Origin of the sequence: Aeromonas sp. BIGb0445 (assembly GCF_024809075.1) — a bacterium.
GTDB classification, from domain to species: Bacteria; Pseudomonadota; Gammaproteobacteria; order Enterobacterales; family Aeromonadaceae; genus Aeromonas; species Aeromonas rivuli.
In genome coordinates this window covers 14,508-34,611 of the sequence record NZ_JANUES010000007.1, presented here as the reverse complement: position 1 = coordinate 34,611, position 20,104 = coordinate 14,508, and the positions used below count along the sequence as shown (strand labels likewise).

The 20,104-nt window shown below is 60.8% G+C and carries 20 protein-coding genes and 1 tRNA gene; 11 read left to right on the top strand and 10 right to left on the bottom strand.

What is annotated here, in order from left to right:
- Positions 1–26 precede the first annotated feature (26 nt).
- The gene (locus M2367_RS14310) at positions 27–554 is read left to right on the top strand and encodes a hypothetical protein (protein WP_259237079.1); all 528 of its coding nucleotides are present in this window, start codon (positions 27–29) and stop codon (positions 552–554) included.
- Positions 555–811: 257 nt separating this feature from the next.
- On the opposite strand, the gene M2367_RS14305 is transcribed toward M2367_RS14310, so the two are convergent.
- From M2367_RS14305 to M2367_RS14265, 9 genes are all read right to left on the bottom strand, one after another.
- Positions 812–888, bottom strand: a tRNA-Pro gene (locus tag M2367_RS14305).
- Between the two features lie 171 nt (positions 889–1,059).
- Positions 1,060–1,767, bottom strand: a complete 708-nt coding sequence (locus tag M2367_RS14300; protein ID WP_259237078.1) for an MOSC domain-containing protein — start codon at positions 1,765–1,767, stop codon at positions 1,060–1,062.
- Positions 1,768–1,810: 43 nt separating this feature from the next.
- A complete protein-coding gene (locus M2367_RS14295) occupies positions 1,811–2,653 on the bottom strand; it encodes an ABC transporter permease subunit (protein WP_042042543.1) in 843 nt (280 codons plus the stop codon).
- The gene (locus M2367_RS14290; RefSeq protein WP_042042541.1) at positions 2,650–3,555 is read right to left on the bottom strand and encodes an ABC transporter permease subunit; all 906 of its coding nucleotides are present in this window, start codon (positions 3,553–3,555) and stop codon (positions 2,650–2,652) included. The genes M2367_RS14295 and M2367_RS14290 overlap by 4 nt, the downstream gene beginning before the upstream one ends.
- Positions 3,552–4,706, bottom strand: a complete 1,155-nt coding sequence (gene potA, locus M2367_RS14285; RefSeq protein WP_042042539.1) for a polyamine ABC transporter ATP-binding protein — start codon at positions 4,704–4,706, stop codon at positions 3,552–3,554. Before potA ends, M2367_RS14290 begins: the two co-directional genes overlap by 4 nt.
- 78 nt (positions 4,707–4,784) lie before the next feature.
- Positions 4,785–5,846: a polyamine ABC transporter substrate-binding protein gene (locus M2367_RS14280; RefSeq protein WP_259237128.1), complete on the bottom strand. Its 1,062-nt coding sequence runs from the start codon at positions 5,844–5,846 to the stop codon at positions 4,785–4,787.
- Positions 5,847–5,981: 135 nt separating this feature from the next.
- Positions 5,982–7,079 (bottom strand): extracellular solute-binding protein, encoded by a 1,098-nt coding sequence (locus tag M2367_RS14275; protein ID WP_084218214.1) that lies wholly within the window; start codon positions 7,077–7,079, stop codon positions 5,982–5,984.
- 53 nt (positions 7,080–7,132) lie between these two features.
- Positions 7,133–8,491, bottom strand: a complete 1,359-nt coding sequence (locus M2367_RS14270) for an aspartate aminotransferase family protein (RefSeq protein ID WP_259237077.1) — start codon at positions 8,489–8,491, stop codon at positions 7,133–7,135.
- Positions 8,492–8,555: 64 nt separating this feature from the next.
- Entirely contained in the window at positions 8,556–9,887 is a 1,332-nt protein-coding gene (locus M2367_RS14265; RefSeq protein ID WP_259237076.1) for a glutamine synthetase family protein, read from the bottom strand.
- 464 nt (positions 9,888–10,351) lie between these two features.
- Between M2367_RS14265 and M2367_RS14260 the strand changes: the two genes are divergently transcribed.
- The 10 genes from M2367_RS14260 (at position 10,352) to malZ (ending at position 19,314) form a co-directional block, all read left to right on the top strand.
- Positions 10,352–10,738 (top strand): TraR/DksA C4-type zinc finger protein, encoded by a 387-nt coding sequence (locus M2367_RS14260; protein ID WP_005890616.1) that lies wholly within the window; start codon positions 10,352–10,354, stop codon positions 10,736–10,738.
- A gap of 166 nt (positions 10,739–10,904) precedes the next feature.
- Positions 10,905–11,768, top strand: a complete 864-nt coding sequence (locus M2367_RS14255; protein ID WP_259237075.1) for a hypothetical protein — start codon at positions 10,905–10,907, stop codon at positions 11,766–11,768.
- Between the two features lie 43 nt (positions 11,769–11,811).
- Positions 11,812–12,273 carry a CreA family protein gene (locus tag M2367_RS14250; RefSeq protein WP_224431525.1) on the top strand — a complete coding sequence of 154 codons (462 nt, stop codon included), beginning with the start codon at positions 11,812–11,814 and terminating at the stop codon, positions 12,271–12,273.
- A gap of 65 nt (positions 12,274–12,338) precedes the next feature.
- Positions 12,339–13,019 carry an SDR family oxidoreductase gene (locus tag M2367_RS14245; RefSeq protein ID WP_259237074.1) on the top strand — a complete coding sequence of 227 codons (681 nt, stop codon included), beginning with the start codon at positions 12,339–12,341 and terminating at the stop codon, positions 13,017–13,019.
- 164 nt (positions 13,020–13,183) lie between these two features.
- Positions 13,184–14,176, top strand: coding sequence for a 2-hydroxyacid dehydrogenase (locus M2367_RS14240; RefSeq protein WP_259237073.1), 993 nt, complete (start codon positions 13,184–13,186; stop codon positions 14,174–14,176).
- A gap of 92 nt (positions 14,177–14,268) precedes the next feature.
- Complete coding sequence (locus M2367_RS14235) at positions 14,269–14,436, top strand: hypothetical protein (RefSeq protein ID WP_259237072.1); 168 nt, start codon at positions 14,269–14,271, stop codon at positions 14,434–14,436.
- A gap of 57 nt (positions 14,437–14,493) precedes the next feature.
- On the top strand, positions 14,494–15,855 hold the full coding sequence (yegD, locus tag M2367_RS14230) for a molecular chaperone (protein WP_042042528.1): 1,362 nt from the start codon (positions 14,494–14,496) through the stop codon (positions 15,853–15,855).
- Between the two features lie 227 nt (positions 15,856–16,082).
- Positions 16,083–16,502, top strand: a complete 420-nt coding sequence (locus M2367_RS14225) for an META domain-containing protein (protein ID WP_259237071.1) — start codon at positions 16,083–16,085, stop codon at positions 16,500–16,502.
- 141 nt (positions 16,503–16,643) lie between these two features.
- Entirely contained in the window at positions 16,644–17,474 is an 831-nt protein-coding gene (locus tag M2367_RS14220) for an HDOD domain-containing protein (RefSeq protein WP_042042526.1), read from the top strand.
- A 4-nt stretch (positions 17,475–17,478) separates the two neighbouring features.
- Entirely contained in the window at positions 17,479–19,314 is a 1,836-nt protein-coding gene (gene malZ / locus M2367_RS14215; protein WP_259237070.1) for a maltodextrin glucosidase, read from the top strand.
- Positions 19,315–19,399: 85 nt separating this feature from the next.
- Here malZ and M2367_RS14210 read toward each other — a convergent pair whose 3' ends face one another.
- The gene (locus tag M2367_RS14210; RefSeq protein WP_259237069.1) at positions 19,400–20,029 is read right to left on the bottom strand and encodes an ATP--cob(I)alamin adenosyltransferase; all 630 of its coding nucleotides are present in this window, start codon (positions 20,027–20,029) and stop codon (positions 19,400–19,402) included.
- Between the last annotated feature and the right edge of the window lie 75 nt (positions 20,030–20,104).

The window sequence follows — 20,104 nt, the reverse complement described above, 5'->3', positions numbered from 1 at the left end:
GATTGTCATGCAGAAGGGAGAAGGAGATGAGTGCGAGTCTGGCAGTTGCATCACCCAGTGTCTTGTTGCAGCAACTTGAATCCATGTGCAATGAGGTGCAGACACCCGAGTGTCGCCACTGGCTGGAACAGGAGCTTCAGGGCTATGCCCCGGATGCTCAACTGCCCTGGTACCGCATAGTCCCCTGTCGGCAACGTGGTCACTTTCTGGATCTGAACACAGGACGCTATCTGACTTGCCATATCGGCAGTCAAACGCTTTGCCAACGCGATTTGGCCAACGTTCAGTTCATTTATGCCCGCGCCCCTGCCGCTCACTATTTACTGCATCCCAGTTCCGGTATAAAGCCTTGGCCCGTCGATCTCAAGGAGCAATACCAAGCCTTGCTGATCCCTGGTCACCTCTGTCTGCAAGCCTGGCACGAGCCCGTTTCTTCGTTGCGGATGAGGCTGATGGAAGGCATTGAACACTTCATCAGCGAGTATCCCAAACACGCGGCTCTGCAACCACAACACAGCTTCAAGGCGTTGCAGCACAGCCACTGGCATATCTGAGTGAGCGCCTGGCGCGCAAGGAGGGCACCATAGACAAGACCCATAGCAAACTAGTGAAAATCTGAAAGATCACGGGATCTACCACAGGTCTCACCCAGGGCCACCAAGCGGTGGCCCGACTTTTTGTGCGCGCCACCCACGGCTGAATGCAGCACCACTCTCAGTGGGGCAACTGGCGCAATGCCATGACCCGAACGGAAAACTGCTGGATGTCAGAATGCGAAAAGGCCGCTCTATTGAGCGGCCTTTTCTAAAAATGGTCGGTGTGAGAGGATTCGAACCTCCGACCCCTTCGTCCCGAACGAAGTGCGCTACCAAGCTGCGCTACACACCGATGTCTGCGGGGCGAGAATTTACCTAATGCCCGCACAAGGCACAAGTCTTTTTTCAGTTAACGCCTAAAAAAGCCGTGGTTAGTTCAACTCTTGGGCGATCGGCGCCAAGCGTCGAAAATCCCGCCCAGTCGGGACAGCCCAGTCACCTGAGCCATCGCCTTTGCCCATCTTCATACCACCGGGCGAAAAGCTGCCGGCCCCATCAGACGACGGCTCCAGTCCGCGACAGTGCCGTGTTCCAACCAGTGCGCCGCATGCTGCCGCCAACCCGGCGACAGGGCCGGGGTCTCGGTGAGCAGCAGCAGATCATCTTCATTGCGCACCTGATTGAAGAGGATGTCGGCACAACGTTTCACGCTTAAGGCAGGATAGGGGCTATCCACCAGGATCAGCTCGGCATCCGGCGCTATCACCCCCTCCTCCAACACCCGCAGCAGCCAGCCACAGCGGCCACTGAGCTGCATTACCTGGGAGACCTGGGCATAACCAAAGCGCAGATTGAGCTTGAAGCAGGGGGAGCGCGGCTGGCTGATCTGGATGAGTGCCTCACCGAGCCGATAAACATCACCGATGCAAGCAGCGGTTTCGGTCAGGCCGAGCCCGGAGAGGTTTTCACCAAAGGCCGCCGGCTGCCAGGGAGTCCCGGGCTCGGGCAGTGCCATGGCCTGTTGCCAGGTCTGCCACCAGGCATAATGTTCCGCGGGGTAGTAGTGCAGGGCGCGCTCTATGCCGCCATGATGGCGAGTCTCGGTCTGCTCGTCTCCGCTCAGCCCCTGAAAGGAGCAGAAGATGGCATCAGTGACGACTGACTTGTGAATGGCGCTGACCAGACCGGGGGCCAGTTCGGCACCAGATCCAGTGAAGAGGGAAATCCGCATTCTCATCCTCCTGATTGACGAGAGAATGCGGATGTTATCAGACTCAGGTTACCGACTGCATCTGCAGCATCTGGGAGATTTCCGCCCGGCGCCGCTTCTCGGCACGGGCCATCAGGAACCAGCTGGCGAAGGTGAAGATGGAAACGGAGAGCAATATCAGGCTCGCCACCGCGTTGATCTCCGGCTTGACCCCCAGACGCACCGCGGAGAATACCTCCATCGGCAGGGTAGTTGAGCCAGGCCCGGAGACGAAGCTGGCGAGCACCAGGTCATCCAGCGACAGGGCGAATGACATCATGCCACCGGCGGCCAGCGAGGGGGCGATCATGGGGATGGTGATCAGGAAGAACACCTTCCAGGGCTTGGCCCCCAGATCCATGGCCGCCTCCTCGATGGAGAGATCCAGCTCTCTCAACCGTGCCGACACCACCACGGCCACATAGGCGGTACAGAAGGTGGTGTGGGCGATCCAGATAGTCACCATGCCCCGCTCGGCGGGCCAGCCCACCAGCTGCGCCATGGCCACGAACAGCAACAGCAATGACAGGCCCGTGATCACTTCAGGCATGACCAGGGGTGCCGTGACCATGCCGCCAAACAGGGTGCGTCCCTTGAAATTGGCGATCCGGGTCAGCACGAAGGCTGCCAGGGTGCCCAATGCTACCGCGGCGATGGCAGTGTAGAAGGCGATCTCGAGAGAACGCATCACGGCCGTCATCAGCTGGGTATTTTCGAGCAGCCCAAAATACCACTTCAGGGACCAGCCCCCCCAGACCGTCACCAACTTGGAGGCGTTGAAGGAGTAGATCACCATGATGACCATGGGCAGGTAGATAAACAGCAAGCCGAGTACCAGCATCAGGCTGGGAAAATTGATGCGCTTCATGCCTTGCCCTCCAGCTCTTTGGCCTGGTTACGGTTGAACAAAATGATGGGGATGATCAACACCACCAGCATGACCACAGCCAGGGCCGAGGCGACGGGCCAGTCGCGGTTGTTGAAGAACTCCTGCCACATCACCTTGCCTATCATCAGGGTCTCGGGACCGCCGAGCAGTTCGGGGATGACGAACTCACCCACCACCGGAATGAACACCAGCATGCAGCCAGCGATGATGCCGTTCTTGGAGAGCGGTACCGTGATCTTCCAGAAGCTGTTGGTGTCGCTCGACCCCAGATCGGCCGCGGCTTCCAGCAGGCTCATGTCATGCTTCACCAGGTTGGCATAGAGCGGCAAAATCATGAACGGCAGATAGGAGTAAACCACGCCTATATAGACCGCCAGGTTGGTATTGAGGATCTGGATAGGCTCACTGATGAGCCCCATGTTCAGCAAGAAGCCATTGAGCAGGCCATTGTTGCTGAGAATGCCCATCCAGGCATACACCCGGATCAGGATGGCCGTCCAGGTCGGCATCATGATCAGCAGCAGCAGTACCGTCTGATTCTCCTTGCTGGCCCGGGCGATGGCATAGGCCATGGGGTAGCCGATCAGCAGGCAGATCAGGGTGCTGAAGAACGCCATCTTGAGGGAGCCCAGATAGGCCGCCAGATAGAGATCATCATCGCCGAGCAGCACATAGTTGCCCAGATTCAGCAATATGGTCAGCTGATCATCGGCCCAGCTCACCACGTCTGTGTAGGGAGGAATGGCCACGTCCGCTTCGGCGAAGCTTATCTTCACCACAATGATGAAGGGCAGCAGGAAGAAGAGGAACAGCCAGAAGAAGGGGATGCCGATCACCAGCTGGCGGCCCCCCAACCGCTTGAGTCGTCTCAGTGGGGTCATGATTGCAATACCACGCCGCTGTCATCTTCCCAGTAGAGGAACACCTGGTCATCCCAGGTCGGCCGCTTGCCGTGACGTTCGGCATTGGCGATGAAGGCCTGCACAATTTTGCCCGAGGGCAGCTGGATGTGATAAACGGAGTGGCCGCCCAGATAGGCGATGTCGTACACCTGTCCTGTGGTCCAGTTGAAGTCGGGATGCTCCAGCTCACTCGGTTTCTGAGTGCTCATCAGCAGCTTCTCCGGACGCAAGGCGTAGGAGACCTTCTTGTTCTCGGCGCGGGAACTGATGCCGTGCCCCACATAGATGGGCTGCTCCAGATCCGCACAGGCGATGATGGCGTGGTCCTGCTCATCCGCCACCAGCAAGCCATCGAACAGATTGACGTTGCCGATGAACTCACACACCTGCCGACTGACCGGGGTCTCGTAGATGTCTTTCGGGCTGCCAATCTGCTCGATGCAGCCCAGGTGCATGATGGCGATACGCTCGGCCATGGTCATGGCCTCTTCCTGATCATGGGTCACCATGACGCAGGTCACCCCGACCCGCTCGATGATCTCCACCAGCTCGAGCTGCATCTGCGAACGCAACTTCTTGTCCAGTGCCCCCATGGGCTCATCGAGCAGCAACAGCTTGGGGCGCTTGGCCAGGGAACGGGCCAGGGCAACCCGCTGGCGCTGACCACCTGAGAGCTGATGGGGTTTGCGCTTGGCATACTGACTCATCTGCACCAGCTTGAGCATCTCCTCCACCCGGGCGTCGATCTCGGCCTTGGCCAGACCGTCCTGTTTGAGGCCGAAGGCGATGTTCTGGGCCACCGACATGTGCGGGAACAGGGCATAGGACTGGAACATCATGTTGATCGGACGCTCATAGGGCGGCATGTCGGTGATGTCGACCCCATCGAGGAAGAGCCGTCCCTCACTCGGACGCTCGAAGCCTGCCAGCATCCGCAACAGGGTGGATTTCCCCGAGCCGGAGCCGCCAAGCAGGGCAAATATCTCGCCCTTGTTGATGGTCAGCGAGACGTTGTCGACCGCCAGGGTCTCATCGAACTGCTTGCTGATCCTGTCTATTTTTACCAGCACCTCTTTGGGTTGCTGGCTGCCCTCGAGGGCTTTCTTATAGGCGCTGGAGGCTATTGCCATTACCACTCACTCCCGACTTGAAATAGTGACCGGAGGGTCAATCCATAAAAACAACTGGCGCCCAAGCGGGCGCCAAGGTTAGGTCCCGGACTTGATTTTGGTCCAACTCCGGGTCATCAGGCGCTGTACTGTGCGGGGATGTGCCTCCTGCACATAGAGCCGCTTCAGCACATCCTGGGGGGGGTACACAGACGGGTTGTCACGGACGCTCTCATCCATGAAGGGTCCCGCCTTGGCATTGGGGTTGGCGTAGCCCACATAATCGCTCACCTTGGCTATCGCCTCCGGGGTAAGCAGATAATTGATCAGGGCATGGGCCTCTTTCACATTGCTGGCATCGGTGGGGATCGCCAGCATGTCGAACCAGAGGTTGCCGCCCTCCTTGGGAATGCTGTAGGCGATATTGATGCCCTTGCCTGCTTCCTCGGCCCGCGCGGCCGCCTGCAACACATCCCCCGAGAAACCGGCGGCGACACAGATGTTGCCGTTGGCGAGATCGGAGATGTACTTGGAAGAGTGGAAGTAGGTGACGTAGGGGCGTACCGCCAGCAGCTTCTGTTCCGCCAGCTTGATGTCGGCGGGATCGTGACTGTTGGGATCCTTGCCAAGGTAATTGAGCACGGCCGGGATCATCTCATCGGCAGAATCGAGGAAAGCCACCCCGCAATGGGTCAGCTTCTTGATGTTTTCCGGCTCGAAGAGCATCCCCCAGGAGTCTATCTTGTCGACCCCCAGCGCCTGCTTCACCTTGTCAACGTTATAACCAATGCCATTGGTGCCCCACAGATAAGGGATCGCATAGAGGTGACCCGGATCCGCCTTCTCAAGCTGATGCATCAGAGTCGGTTCCAGATTGACCATATTGGGCAGCAGGGACTTGTCCAGTTTCTGGAAAGCACCGGCCTTTATCTGTTTGGCGAGGAAATTGTTGGACGGCACCACCAGATCGTAACCGGTGCGCCCTGTCAGCAGTTTGCCTTCCAGGGTTTCGTTGGAATCAAACACGTCATAGACGGTCTCGATGCCTGTCGCCTTCTGGAAATCACTGAGGGTGGTCTCACCGATATAGTCAGACCAGTTGTAAAAATGCACCACCGGCTGCGCCAGTGCTGCGTTTGCCAACCCCAGTGTCAGGGTCATCGTCATTATCTTGGAAATGTGCACGTCTTAACTCCTTTATGTCCTTGGAAGAGAGGTTCCGCATCCATACGGTCGTCTGCCCACCTTGCGTGGGAACCCTCCCGGCCAAACGGCAGACCGGGAGGGGTATTGCGGTTATTTGCCGGACTTTATCTTGGTCCAGCTGCGGGTCATGACACGCTGCACCTTGGCGGGAAGATCCGGGAAGGTGTAGATCTTCGCCAGGGTCTCGTCGCTCGGATAGATACCCGGATCGTTGCGGATCTCGGCGGACACCAGCGGCACTGAGGCCTTGTTGCCGCTCGGATAGCTGACCGCGTCGGAGATCTTGGCGATCACCTCGGGCTTCATCAGGTAGTTGAGGAACACATGGGCGGACTCGACGTTCTTGGCATCGGCCGGGATGGCCAGCATGTCAAAGAAGCTGCCTGCCCCCTCTTTCGGGATGACATAGGTCAGATTGACGCCATTCTTGGCTTCGATCGCCCGGGACTTGGATTGCTGCAGGTCACCCGAGTAGCCGACGGCCACACAGATATTGCCGTTGGCCAGATCCGAGATGTACTTGGAGGAGTGGAAATAGGCGGTATAAGGGCGAATGGAGAGGAACAGCTCCTCGGCCTTCTTCAGCTCTTTCGGATCCTGGCTGTCTGGCTTGAAGCCCAGGTATTTCAGGGCAGCCGGCAGCATCTCGGTCGGTGAATCCAGGAAGGAGACGCCACACTCTTTCAGCTTGGCCATGTTCTCTGGCTTGAACACCAGATCCCAGGAATCGACTGGCGCATCCGTCCCCAGGGCCGCCTTCACCTTGTCGATGTTGTAGGCGTAGCCGATGGTGCCCCACAGATAGGGGATCGAGTACAGATTACCCGGGTCGCTCGGCTCCAGCGCCTTGAGCAAGGAGGTGTCCAGATTCTGCCAGTTCGGCAACTTGGTCTTATCCAGCTTCTGGAATACGCCCGCCTTGATCTGCTTGGCCAGGAAAGGGTTGGACGGCACGACCACGTCGTAGCCGGAGCTCCCTGCCAGCAGCTTGGCTTCCAGCACTTCATTACTGTCAAACACGTCATAGACGACCTTGATGCCCGTCTCTTTCTGGAAGTCTTCCAGGGTGGTGGGCCCTATGTAGTCGCTCCAGTTATAGACATGCAGCACCTTGTCATCGGCCATGGCACCGGCACTGAACAGACCCAGCGCCATGGAGGCGGCCAGCATTCCTGTTTTGAAAGACATCATCCTTGTCTCCTAAGCAAATGTATGCGCACGGCAATCGGGCCAGGGCTCGATTAACCTGCCAGCCTCTCTGCCGTCAGATCTAAACTGCGCCTGGCCAAATTGACCAATTCATCAACCTGTTCCTCGGTGATCACCAAGGGGGGCGATATGATCATGGTATCGCCGACAGCCCTCATCACCAAGCCATTGTTAAAGCAGAACTCCCGGCACGTCATGCCCGCATTGGCCGAGGCCGGGAAGCGGGCATTTGTCCCCTTGTCCTGCACTATTTCCAGCGCAGCCACCAAGCCCTTGCCCCGGGTTTCCCCGACGATGGGATGATCGGCCAGTTCGCGCCAGCGACGCTGCAAATAGGGGCCGATATTATCATGTACCCGCTTAACTATGCTTTCACTTTGCATAAGCTGGATGTTGGCAATGGCCACGGCGCAGGCGACCGGATGGCCCGAGTAGGTGAAGCCATGATTGAACTCACCGCCCTGCTCGATCAATACCTTGGCGACCCTGTCGCCGACCATGACGGCCCCCATGGGCAGATAGCCGGAGGTGATGCCCTTGGCCAGACACATGAGATCGGGTTTGATGCCAAAGTCCTCACTGGCAAACCAGTGTCCGGTCCGACCGAAGCCGCAGATCACCTCGTCGGCGATGAGCAAGATGCCGTACTTGTCGCAGATGCGCTGGATCTCGGGCCAGTAGCTGTCAGGGGGAATGATGACGCCACCAGCGCCCTGAATGGGTTCGCCGATGAAGGCCGCCACCTTCTCCACCCCCAGCGCCAGGATCTTCTCTTCCAGCTGACGGGCCCGGGCCAGGCCGAATTCATGGGGCGTCATGCCCTGACCCTCACCGAAGTGATAGGGCTGATCGATATGCACTATGCCCGGGATCGGCAAACCGCCCTGGGCATGCATGCCCGACATGCCGCCCAGGCTGGCACCGGCCACGGTGGAGCCGTGATAGGCGTTATGACGGCTGATGATCACCTGCTTGTCCGGTTGCCCCAGGCTCGCCCAATAGTGGCGCACCATGCGCAGCACGGTGTCGTTGCACTCAGAACCTGAGCCGGTGAAGAAGACACGATTGAGGTGGGCCGGCGTCACCTCGGCCAACAGGGTGGCAAGCTGCACCGCTGGCGGGTGGCTGGTCTGGAAGAAGAGGTTGTAATAGGGCAACTGCTGCATCTGCCGGGTGGCCGCGTCCACCAGCTCCTGACGGCCATAGCCCATGTTGACGCACCAGAGACCCGCCATGCCATCGAGGATCTTGTGCCCCTCAGAGTCTTCGAGATAGACCCCTTGCGCCCCGGTGATGATGCGGCTGCCCTTCTGGTTCAGGGCCTGGAAATGGGTAAAGGGGTGCAGATGGTGGCTGGCGTCTTGTTGCTGCCACGCTTTGGTATTCGACATGAATTGCTCCTCGGTTCCTTCGATATGAGCGGGGGAGACCCTGTCGGCCTCCCCTGATGTGGGGCTAGACGTTCAGCAGCAGGAACTCACGCTCCCAACGACTGATCACCCCGAAGTAGGTCTCGTACTCCTTGCGCTTGACCGCCACGAAGGCCTCAACAAAGCGCTCACCCAGCATCTCCTTGATGGGTTCACACTGTTCCAGGTGGCTCAGAGCCTCCTCCAGAGTACGTGGCAGGCTATAGGGCAGGTCGTAGGCGCTGCTCTTCATCTCGGGCAGGGGCATGAGCTTCTCCTGCATGCCGAGATAGCCACAGGCCAGGGTCGCGGCCAGCGCCAGATAAGGGTTGGCGTCAGCGCCGGCGAAACGGTTCTCAACCCGACGGCCACTGGTCTCGGAATAAGGCACGCGCAGGCCGCAGGTGCGGTTCTCCACCCCCCACTGCACGTTGCGTGGCGCACTCTCACCGAACGTCAGACGGCGGTAGGAGTTGACGTTCGGTGCCAGCAGCGCTGTTACTGCCGGCGTGTATTTCTGCAAGCCGGCGATGAAGTGCAGGAACAATTCGGTGTTGCCGCCATTCTCAGTGCCAAACAGGTTGCGCCCTTCGCTATCGACCAGGCTCTGGTGGATGTGCATGGCCGACCCCGGCTCGTCGCTCATCGGCTTGGCCATGAAGGTGGCGTAGATGCCGTGACGGTGCGCGGCCTCACGCATGGTGCGCTTGAACAGGAACACCTGATCGGCCAGCTCGATGGCATCCCCATGGAGGAAGTTGATCTCCATCTGGGCGGCACCGGACTCGTGGACCAGGGTATCGACCTCCAGATTCTGGGCCTCGCAGTAGTCGTACATGTCCTCGAAGATGGGATCGAACTCGTTGACCGCATCGATACTGAATGACTGGCGAGCCGTCTCCGGGCGGCCATTGCGGCCGATGGGCGGCACCAGGGGGTAGTCAGGATCTTCGTTGCGCTTGACCAGATAGAACTCCAGTTCGGGCGCGACCACGGGTTTCCAGCCCTGCTTGTCGAAGCAGGAGAGCACCCGGCGCAATACGGAGCGTGGCGCTATGTCGATCAGGTTGCCGCTGGTGTCGAAACAGTCGTGGATCACCTGGGCGGTGGGTTCCAGCGCCCAGGGCACGAAACGTATGGTGTTGGGATCGGGGAAGAGATGCATGTCCCGCTCCAGCGGGTCTATCATGCTGTCGTCATCCGGGTAATCCCCGGTCACTGTCTGGATGAAAATAACTTCGGGCAGGCGCATGCCACCCTCACGCAGAAACTTGCTGGCCGGAATGATCTTTCCCCGGGCGTTGCCGGTGAAATCCGGTATCAGGCATTCCACTTCCGTGATTCGGTTGGCATCCATCCAACCCTTGATACTGTCCATGTTAAACCCCGACTTGACGGTTGTCATTGGCAGGGGTGTCTAATATATGGAACACCCCTGTTGCAGATATGTAATCTCCGACTCCATAAAAGCCCGCCGTTATGGCGTCTGTCAAGCAGGTCTGTTTAAAAAACAATAAATAACCGTCTGGATAATGACCAGTTCGATGCGAAATACTAAACACTCACAGGAAGAAAACCTCAGGCGCCACCCCGTGCCGACAAGGATCGTCGTAGCGACTCGTGCTCAGTCAGAACCCGTCTTCTCCCCACCGATTATTTGCAAAGGCGCACACTCTTCGCTCACCGAGCTTTGCTTGCTGCCGTTTTTTTGGTACAAGGCCCGCCCTGATTTGCACGCTTTTCATCAGGATCAGTGGTAAATCGAGGACACAGGGCTTGGACTGCGCGCAGACCGCCCCCATAACTACGGAAAATTGGGTTAGTAACTGACTGGTAAACCTTATGTGTGATTTCATGACAAAAGACCAACTGGCCTACTACAAGGGACAGATGGAGGCGCAAATTGCAGAACTCGAAGAGCGCCTCAACTCCCAGGCCAGCCAGGCCATCGCCACCGATACCAACGAGATGGCTGATGAAATTGACCGGGCCAGCATCGAAGAGGCCCGCCGCCTGGAGCTCAACCGTATCGAGCACGACAAGTTGCACCTGCGCAAGCTGAGGGCAGCCATCCGTCGCATCAACGAGGGCGACTTCGGCTACTGCGAGTCCTGCGGCGACGAGATCTCTCTCAAGCGCCTGCAGGCCCGCCCGGAATCCCGTTACTGCGTCGAATGCCAGAGCACCAAGGAATTCAACGACACTCACGTATTCCGCCGCGTCGCTTGATATATGCCCGGCCCAGGTCATGCACCGGGGCCGGGTTGTTTCCTCTCCTTGCCATCCGTCACCCGTCACCCGTCACCAACCTGCGAGCGAGCGCTCCACACGAGGCGATAGCACTTTATTCTGTTAGACTCCGGACAGTTTCCCAGACTCTTCAGGAGAGCAGACAGTGAAATGGCTCATCACCCTGTGTCTGTGCCTGCCCTTGCTGGCTCAGGCGCAAGATCTCGTGGTCAAGATCCCCAAGCGTCCCGTCAACCACCTGGACAGTGACTATCAGCTCAAGCTGCTGGATCTGGCCCTGCGCCACTCGGGGCAAGCATTCAAGATAGAGCAGGTCGATGTCGACTTGAACCAGTTCACCCTGCAACAGCAGCTCAAAACCGGCAAAACCATCAATCTGTTCTGGATGGGCACCTCCAGCGCCCTGGAGTCTGCCCTGTTGGCGGTGCCTGTGCCGCTGTTTCGCGGCCTGGAGGGGTTGAGACTCTCCTTCATCCATGAGAAGGATCAGGAGAAGTTCAGCCAGATAGAGACGTTGGAGCAGCTCAAGAAGATGAGAGCCGCCCAAGGCATCGGCTGGTCCGACAACAAGATCTATCAGGCGGCAGGCATCCCCACCTACATGACCCGCTTCACCAATCTATTCCGCCTGATGAATGACGGCGGTCGACTCGACTTCTTCCCGCGCAATATTGTGGAGATCTTCGCCGAACAGCGGGAATTGGCGAGCCAATATCCAAATCTGGTAGTAGAGCAGCACCTGCTGATCCGCTACCCCTTCGCCGAGTTCTTCTTCGTCAGTCCTCAATACCCCAAACTGGCCAAGGCCCTCACCCGGGGGCTGGAATCCGCCTACGCCGATGGCAGCTTCATGCGCTTTTTCCGGGAGAACCCGGCCATTCGCACCGCCCTGGCCAGCGCCAATCTGGCCGGTCGCACCACCATCAAGCTGGCCAACCCGGACATGACCCCCTTGCTGCGCAGCATTCCGGCCCAGTATTGGGACTATCCCCCCAGCCAGGGTCAGTAACGACCGCTGCCCATCCGTTATTGATGCCGATATGGAGAGACCCATGCGTTTCCTGAACACTCTGCTCACCGCCGTCCTGCTGCTCCCCGCCCTGGCCCATGGCAAGGCCGATACGGTCGGCGAGGTGAGCACCGCCTTCAAGCTGCTCGGACCCAATCACAAGATAGTGATCGAGGCCTTCGATGACCCTGACATTGCCGGCGTCACCTGCTATCTGGCTCGTCCCAAGACGGGGGGCGTCAAGGGCGGACTGGGTCTGGCCGAGGATCCCTCCCACGCCTCCCTCTCTTGCCATCAGACCGGCCCCATTGCCGTACCGGACCAGCTGAAACAGGGGGAGGAGGTGTTCGACGTCAACACCTCGCTGGTGTTCAAGGAGCAAAAAGTGGTGCGCTTCTTCGACAAGAAGCGGGGCAGCCTGGTCTATCTCACCTACAGCACCAAGCTGATTGACGGCTCCTACAAGAGCGCGGTCAGCGCCGTGCCCATCATGCCCTGGGGATAGCGTGCCGCTGCCCGGGTGATCCCCGGGCGCCAAACCCGATCGTTGCACAGAATGTGGAGTTGCAGATGTACCAGACCGTATTGGTAACAGGCGCCACCAGCGGCATAGGCTATGCCCTGGTGGAAGAGTTGACCCGGCAGGGTTACCGGGTCTTTGCCACCGGACGCAACCAGGAGGCCCTGACCCGCCTCAAGCGGGAGACCGGCTGCCTGGGGGAGACGGCGGATCTCGCCGATCCGGTCGCCCTGCTCGCCCTCTACGCCAGCGCCGAGCAGGCCCTTGGCCCCATAGACGTGCTGATCAACAACGCCGGCATGAATAGCCGCAAGGCCCCCCTGGTGGACACCACCCTGGAGGAGTTTGACCAGCAATACGCCATCAACCTGCGCGCCCCGTATCTGCTGGCACGGGAGGCGCTCAAGTCGATGCAGCCCCGCGGCCAGGGTTATCTCATCAACGTGGTGAGCACGGTCGCCAAGCGCAGCAGTGAAACCATGGGGGTCTACACCGCCATGAAGCAGGGTTTCGCTGGCTTGAGTCAGGTGATGATGAAGGAGGCCCAACCCCATGGCATCAAGGTCACCACCCTCTACCCGGGGGGCACAGATACCGGCTTTCGTGCCCAGGCCAGGCCGCAATACATGCAGCCCGCCAGTGTGGCACGCACCCTGGTGCAACTGCTCTCACTGCCAGACGATGTGGTGATGCACGAGATGACCTTCCGCCCACAGGTGGAGCTGGAGTAAATCAGCGTGGCCGATTTCCGAGGCGGCGCGACCCCAGCAGTCTGGTTGGTTTTCATCAAGACAACCCCAAGCTCTCGTCACCTGGTGAGTCGGCAGCGGTTTCAGGTGCCGCGCTCGCCTCCTTGTTGTAAATTAACCACATAACCCAAGTTGGAGATTCAACAATGCGCGTCGCCCTGTTCAGTACCAAGAGTTACGACAAGGAACACTTCCACCAGGCCAACAGCCAGTATGGCTTCGAGCTGGAGTTCTTCGATGTGCGGCTGGAAACCAAGACGGCGCGCCTTGCCCATGGTTTCCCCGTGGTCTGCCTGTTCGTCAACGATGACGCCGACCGGGAGGTGCTGACCGAGTTGGCCGCCAACGGCACCCAGGTGATCGCCCTGCGCTGCGCCGGTTACAACAACGTGGATCTGGTCGCCGCCAAGGAGCTGGGACTGAAAGTGGTGCGGGTGCCAGCCTACTCCCCCGAGGCGGTCGCCGAGCACGCCGTCGGCCTGATGATGACCCTCAACCGCCGCATCCATAAGGCCTACCAGCGCACCCGCGACGCCAACTTCTCCCTGGAAGGCCTGGTCGGCTTCAACATGCACGGCCGCACCGCCGGCATCATAGGCACCGGCAAGATCGGCATCGCCACCCTGCGCATCCTCAAGGGCTTCGGCATGCGTCTGCTGGTCAGCGATCCCTATCCCAATCAGGCCGCCATCGATCTGGGCGCCGAGTACGTGGATGTCGATACCCTGCTGCGCCAGTCCGACGTCATCAGCCTGCACTGCCCGCTGTTCAAGGAGAACTACCACCTGCTGAACAAGGAGGCCTTCGCCAAGATGAAGGACGGGGTGATGATCATCAACACCAGCCGGGGCGGCCTGCTCGACTCCAATGCCGCCATCGAGGCCCTCAAGACCTCCCGCATCGGCGCCCTGGGGCTGGACGTCTATGAGGAGGAAGAGGATCTCTTCTTCGAAGACAAGTCCAACGAGGTGATCACCGATGACGTGTTCCGCCGCCTCTCCGCCTGCCACAACGTGCTGTTTACCGGCCACCAGGCCTTCCTGACCCGCGAAGCCCTGCACGCCATCGCCGACACCACTCTCGGCAACATCCAGGCCATAGCACAGAGCGGGAGCTGCCCCAACGAGGTCGATGCCTGAGGCAAGCAGCCCCGGCACGTCCCTCAGGGCCGACACCACCCTCAGCCACATCCAGGCCATAGCACAGAGCGGGAGCTGCCCCAACGAGGTTGATGCCTGAGGCAAGCCGCCCCGGCACGTCCCTCAGGGCCGACACCACCCTCGGCAACATCCAGGCCATCGAGAGCCAGGGCCGCAGCGACAACGAGGTCGATGCCTCAGCCCGGATCGCCTCTGGCAGGCGAGCACCACTCTTTCTAATATCCAGCGCCGACTTGTGAGAGTCGGCGCAATTCGTTAGGCTGTCCGGCCCCTTTTTAGACAGGAGCCCGCCGCCCATGATTATCGGATTCGATTACGGCACATCCAACTGCGCCGTCGCCGTGATGGAGCAAGGCAGCCCCAGACTATTGTCCCTCGGCGCCTCCCACTACCTGCCCTCTACCCTGCACGCTCCGCACCGGGATGCCATCGCCGGTCTGCTCGCCGAAGGGCTATCTCCGACGCAGCAACAAAGCTACCTCAAGCTGCGTGGCCCTGTGGTGCAGCGTGCCCAGTCGGTACGCCGCCAGATGCGGGACGAGGGGCTGATCGACGAACTCAGCTTCGGTGGCGCAGCCCTGGAGCGCTATCTGGAAGCCCCGGATGAGGGTTACTACATCAAGTCGCCCAAGTCCTTCCTCGGCGCCTACGGCCTCAAACCGCCACAGATAGCGCTGTTTGAAGACATCGTCTGCGCCATGATGCTGCACGTGCGCCAAGAGGCGGAGCAGCAGCTCGGCCAGCCGGTGCGCAGCGCCGTGATCGGTCGCCCGGTCAACTTCCAGGGGCTGGCAGGGGAGGAGAGCAACCGCCAGGCCATCGCCATCCTCAGCGAGGCCGCCAGACTGGCGGGCTTCGAGCAGGTGGAGTTTCTCTATGAACCCGTGGCCGCCGGCTTCGAATTCGAGGCTCGCCTCAGCGAGGATGCCGTGGTGCTGGTGGTGGATATCGGCGGTGGTACCACCGACTGTTCCATGCTGCGCATGGGCCCCGGCTATCGAGACCGGCTGGATCGCAGCAGCGATCTGCTCGGCCACAGCGGTCAGCGCATCGGCGGCAACGACTTCGATATCCGCCTCACCGTCGAGGGCATGATGCCCCTGCTCGGCATGCATGAGACCCTCAAGACCGGCAAGCCGCTGCCCCATCCGCTGTTCTGGGATGCCGCCGCCATCAATGACGTCAGCGCCCAGAGCCGCTTCTACAGCCTGGAGACGGCGCGCTCCCTGCAAGAGCTGCAGCTCGACAGCCAGCCGGATAGCAAGCTGGGACGCCTCACGCGACTGCGGGCCCACAAACTCAGCCACCAGCTGGTCTGGCGCGCCGAGCAGGGCAAGATCAGCCTCTCGGATCAGACACACTGCCAGCAGCCACTCACCGAGCTGGAGCGGGATTTGCACGCCGAACTGACCCGGGATCAGCTGGCCGCGGCGGCCGCCCCTCTGCTGGAGAAGATAGGGGAGTTGATGGACGAAGCCATTGCCGCCGCCGGGGTCATGCCGGATCGCGTCTTCGTCACTGGCGGCAGCGCCCGCTCTCCCCTCATCAAGACCTACATCAACGCCAAGCTGCCCGCTATCCCGGTAGATGGCGGCGATGACTTCGGCTCGGTCGCCTCCGGCCTGGCCCGTTACGCCGAGCGGCTGTTTGGCTCTTGACCCAGCTGGAGTTCAGGCCCATAGCGGCAAAAAAGCGGCGACCTCAGGGTCGCCGCATCTATTTCCGGGCAGTGGCGTCTGGCTTGGCCGCTATCGGCACCCATTCAGTCATGGGAGGCTCCCAGGTCATCTCGGGGCGACAGAAGCGGTCGGGGGAGCGCCCTGCGCCCCTGCCCCCACCCTCTCCCTGACGCTATCCTTAGGGCACTTATTACCGGAGCCCTCCCATGTACAGATTTTTGCTGCTGGTGCTCGCCCTGCTCCTGCTCGGCGGTTGCAGCTCGGCCCCCCAACTGAGCCGCCAGGATCTCATGCACCACCACTGGGTGCTGGACAAGCTGGATGACCAACCCATCACAGTACCTGCCCGCAACAGGCCGGATCTCGAGATAGGCGAACACTTCACCGTCAACGGCATCGCCGGTTGCAACCGCTACTTCGGTCAGGGTCGCCTCAAGGGCGATCGGCTGAAGGTCACCAACCTCGGCAGCACCAGCATGGCCTGCCTGGCCCCCCTCGACACCATAGAGCAGGCCGTGCTCGACACCCTGCAACAGGGCGCGACCCTGGAGGGTGACACCCAGCGGCTGATCCTGCAGGGAAAACAGCATCGTCTGGAATACACGTTGCGCGACTGGGTCTACTAAACCCGGGCTCCGCCACCCAAGGCCACCACAAACAGGAGCACGGCCACGGCCGCTCTGTCACGCAATAATGGACAGCGCATCAGGAACAAGGCCGCTGTATGTGGCACAATATGGGCAGTGCACGCAACGGAGGCGGCCCCCATGTCGATGGATCACCTGTTTGACAAGATTAAACAACTGCCCACCATACCCCAGCTGCTTCACGAACTGATGCAGAGCTTCGGGGATGAAAATGCCCAGATCGACAAGATAGCCGCCAAGATCGCCATGGACCAGGTGATCAGCGTCAAGGTACTTCGCCTCGCCAACTCCGCCGCCCTGTGCCGGGGCAAAGAGGTCACCTCCATCGAGCAGGCCGTGATCCGGCTCGGCTTCAACCGCTTGCGCTCCCTGGTCGTGGCGTCCAGCATCATTGGCAGCTTCAAGGCCCCCCCCAGCTTCGACAAGCACCGCTTCTGGACCGAGACCTTTCAGGTCGCCACCATAGCCCGCATCCTGGCCCAGCAAGCCAAGGAGATGGATCCCGAAACCGCCTTCACCTGCGCCCTCATCCACAACATTGGGGAGCTGCTGATCCAGAGTGCCCTGCCCGAAGAGGCGGAGCTTATCCATCTGGCGGTGCAACAGGGCAGCAGCCGGGTCGATGCCCAGCGCGAGATGCTCGGCTACGACTATGCCCAGCTCGGCGCCGAGCTGGCCCGGCGCTGGCAGCTGGCGCCCGCCTTCGTGGTCGCCATCGACCAGCAACTCGACCCCCTTGCCCATCAACCGGTCAGCCGCGATGCCCTGCTGATCCGGCTGGCGGTATTTGTCTCCTTCGCCTGGCATGCCGGCGTCCCGGCCCAGACCATCATTGCCCGCTTCCCGACCCCGCTGGCCAAGCCCCTGGGGCTGGATATCAGCCAGTTGGCGGCGCAGCTTGAGACGCTCCATGAGCAGGGCAACGCCCTCGCCGAACTCCTGACCCAGTGAGCCTATGACCCAAGATATCCCGTTTCTGTTTCACCCTCAGGCGGCCCCCTGGTTTCAGGAAGGGCCCGATTCCCTGCTGCTGACCCTGTTCTGCGAGCAAACCGCCCCCATTCGCGAGGTCTGGCTGCGCCACGAGCCGGATAACGAGGAGTACCTGCTGCCCATGGCTCAGGTTGCGAGCCGGGACAGGTTGAAAATATGGCAGGTCAGACTGCCTCTGGCGCAGGGACAGGATCTGCAGCTCTACTGCTTCAAGTGCCTGACCGACGAGGGCCAGTGGTGGCTGCACGGCGCCGGGACAAGCCCTTCAGTGCCGCCCCGCGAGCAGCATTTTCGCTACAACAGCCGCCACCAGCCGCCAACCTGGGTGCAGGATCAGGTGTTCTACCAGATTTTTCCCGACCGGTTCTGCAACGGCGATCCCGCCTTGAGCGTGCGTCATCACGAGTATGAGTACGGCGGCAAGGCGGTGATCAGCAAGGCCTGGGGCGAGCCGGTCAGCCAGCAGGGTGAAGGCACCGCCAGCTGCGAGTTCTATGGCGGCGACCTGGCGGGAATAGACGCCAAGCTGCACTACCTGCACTCCCTCGGGGTGACGGCGCTCTATCTCAACCCCATCTTCGCCTCGCCGAGCAATCACAAGTACGACACCCAGGACTACTACAGGGTCGACCCCCATCTGGGCAGCAACGAACGGCTGGCCGAACTGACCCGCAACCTGCGCCAGCGGGGCATGCGCATCATCCTGGACGCCGTGGTCAACCACACCTCGACCCAGCACCCCTGGTTCTGCCCGCCCCAGGGGGCCATGGGTAATCCGGACTCGGCGTTTCGCAAGTTCTATACCTTCGATCAGGAGGGGGACTATGTGAGCTGGAAGGGGATCCGCAGCCTGCCCAAGCTGGATTTTGCCAGCGAGCAGGTGCAGGACGCCGTCTATCGCGCCGAAGACGCCATCTTGCGCCATTGGATGCGGCCGCCCTACCAGATAGATGGCTGGCGCTTCGACGTCATCCACATGCTGGGGGAGCGCGGCACCGCCGAGGGCAACCCCGGCCATGTCCGCGCCATCCGCCATACCCTCAAGCAGGAGAATCCCGACGCCTATGTGCTTGGCGAGCACTTCTTCGAGGCGAGCCAGTGGCTGCAGGGGGATCAGGAGGACGGCGCCATGAACTACTACGGCTTCGCCCACCCGATCCGCGCCTTCCTGGCCGGGCAGGATATCGCCTATCACCCCATCAAGATCAGCGCCGCCGAGCTGGACACCTGGCTCAAACTGGCCCGGGCCCATGTCCCCTTCAAGAACCAGCTCGCCCAGTTCAACCTGCTGGACAGCCATGACACCGCCCGCTTCCTCTACCTGCTCGGTGAAGACAGAGCACGGATGATGCTGGCCGCCACCTTATTGCTCACCTACATTGGCACGCCCAGCATCTACTACGGCGACGAAGTGGGCCTCTCCGGCGGCAATGACCCCGACTGCCGCCGCTGCTTCCCCTGGGACAGCACGACCTGGGATCATGTGCTGCATGAGCACTACCGCCGCCTGACCCAGATCCGCCGTCAGCGTCCCTCCCTGCGTCGGGGCGACATCCAGACCCTGTATGCGGGCGCCCACAGCTATGTGTTCGCCCGCACCCTGCAAAGCGATCAGGTGGTGGTGGCCTGCAACCGCCACCCGAGCGAGCCGCGTACCATCCGCCTGCCCCTGTGGCAGACAGCCAGCCCCGCCAGCCGCTTCACCGACGCCTTCAACGGCGACAAGTTCGAGGTGATACAGGGCCAGCTGCACCTGACCATACCGGCCAATTCTGCCCGGGTGCTGCTCTCCAGCTAGTCAGTTCGACGGGGCCAGGCCCGGACATGGACCATACAAAAACCGGAGCCTGGGCTCCGGTTTTTTTTGTGGGGTGACATGGGGCTCAGTAGTTGATGCTGACGTAGCTCACCTCGGGGACCTGCCACTCCTGCTTGAGGAAGACGGTCAGCACGAAGAAGAAGTTGGCGAGCAGGTTGGCGAAGCGCGGCAAGATGGGATCGTACGAGACACCGCTCTCTTCGAGGCGCACCAGCAGGCGCACCACCTTCTTGCTGGCACAGCGGCACAGATGCAGGGCCGGGATCGGCTGGGGGCCGCGGGGCAGCACGAAGCCGATCACCCGGCCACGGCTGGCCTCGTTGTAGAAATCGTAACGCGCCTTGAGCCAGGCCATGTCCTCCTCGAAGATGCCGAGCCGACCGCGTACCGAGCCGTTGAGGTTGTAGATAAGCCGCTGCAGCTGGTCGAGATCCGCAAACACGGCGGCCTCTCCCTCGTTGCGCTCCCCGGGCAGCATGGCCATGACCCCACCGACCTGACAGCAGAGTTCATCGGTCGCTATCTCGTAGTCGCACTGGAACTGGGTCTCGTAGATGAAGGGGTAGCAGAGCTCGCGGATGTCTTTCGGGCGCTTGTGGCTGCGTTGGCGCGCGGATTGCTGCACAGGTTGCCGCTCTGAAGGGGCCGCACCCGGCTCATCCTGGGCCGGGTTGGATTCTGACTGCTGGTCCATGGCATTCTCACTCACGGGAAAAGTCGCAGTGTGCCAGCCCGGCGCGCCCCAGGCAAACCGGCGCGCCCTGCTCTC

Excerpts from the sequence above, each read along its gene's own strand:
- M2367_RS14290 (WP_042042541.1), bottom strand. The coding sequence starts at position 3,555 with ATGACCCCACTGAGACGACTCAAGCGGTTGGGGGGCCGCCAGCTGGTG.
- M2367_RS14270 (WP_259237077.1), bottom strand. The coding sequence starts at position 8,491 with ATGTCGAATACCAAAGCGTGGCAGCAACAAGACGCCAGCCACCATCTG.
- M2367_RS14220 (WP_042042526.1), top strand. The coding sequence starts at position 16,644 with ATGTCGATGGATCACCTGTTTGACAAGATTAAACAACTGCCCACCATA.
- M2367_RS14210 (WP_259237069.1), bottom strand. The coding sequence starts at position 20,029 with ATGGACCAGCAGTCAGAATCCAACCCGGCCCAGGATGAGCCGGGTGCG.
- yegD (WP_042042528.1), top strand. The coding sequence starts at position 14,494 with ATGATTATCGGATTCGATTACGGCACATCCAACTGCGCCGTCGCCGTG.
- M2367_RS14310 (WP_259237079.1), top strand. The coding sequence starts at position 27 with ATGAGTGCGAGTCTGGCAGTTGCATCACCCAGTGTCTTGTTGCAGCAA.
- M2367_RS14225 (WP_259237071.1), top strand. The coding sequence starts at position 16,083 with ATGTACAGATTTTTGCTGCTGGTGCTCGCCCTGCTCCTGCTCGGCGGT.
- M2367_RS14260 (WP_005890616.1), top strand. The coding sequence starts at position 10,352 with ATGTGTGATTTCATGACAAAAGACCAACTGGCCTACTACAAGGGACAG.
- M2367_RS14300 (WP_259237078.1), bottom strand. The coding sequence starts at position 1,767 with ATGCGGATTTCCCTCTTCACTGGATCTGGTGCCGAACTGGCCCCCGGT.
- M2367_RS14250 (WP_224431525.1), top strand. The coding sequence starts at position 11,812 with ATGCGTTTCCTGAACACTCTGCTCACCGCCGTCCTGCTGCTCCCCGCC.
- M2367_RS14240 (WP_259237073.1), top strand. The coding sequence starts at position 13,184 with ATGCGCGTCGCCCTGTTCAGTACCAAGAGTTACGACAAGGAACACTTC.
- M2367_RS14280 (WP_259237128.1), bottom strand. The coding sequence starts at position 5,846 with ATGACCCTGACACTGGGGTTGGCAAACGCAGCACTGGCGCAGCCGGTG.
- M2367_RS14265 (WP_259237076.1), bottom strand. The coding sequence starts at position 9,887 with ATGGACAGTATCAAGGGTTGGATGGATGCCAACCGAATCACGGAAGTG.
- potA (WP_042042539.1), bottom strand. The coding sequence starts at position 4,706 with ATGGCAATAGCCTCCAGCGCCTATAAGAAAGCCCTCGAGGGCAGCCAG.
- malZ (WP_259237070.1), top strand. The coding sequence starts at position 17,479 with ATGACCCAAGATATCCCGTTTCTGTTTCACCCTCAGGCGGCCCCCTGG.
- M2367_RS14245 (WP_259237074.1), top strand. The coding sequence starts at position 12,339 with ATGTACCAGACCGTATTGGTAACAGGCGCCACCAGCGGCATAGGCTAT.
- M2367_RS14235 (WP_259237072.1), top strand. The coding sequence starts at position 14,269 with ATGCCTGAGGCAAGCCGCCCCGGCACGTCCCTCAGGGCCGACACCACC.
- M2367_RS14275 (WP_084218214.1), bottom strand. The coding sequence starts at position 7,079 with ATGTCTTTCAAAACAGGAATGCTGGCCGCCTCCATGGCGCTGGGTCTG.
- M2367_RS14295 (WP_042042543.1), bottom strand. The coding sequence starts at position 2,653 with ATGAAGCGCATCAATTTTCCCAGCCTGATGCTGGTACTCGGCTTGCTG.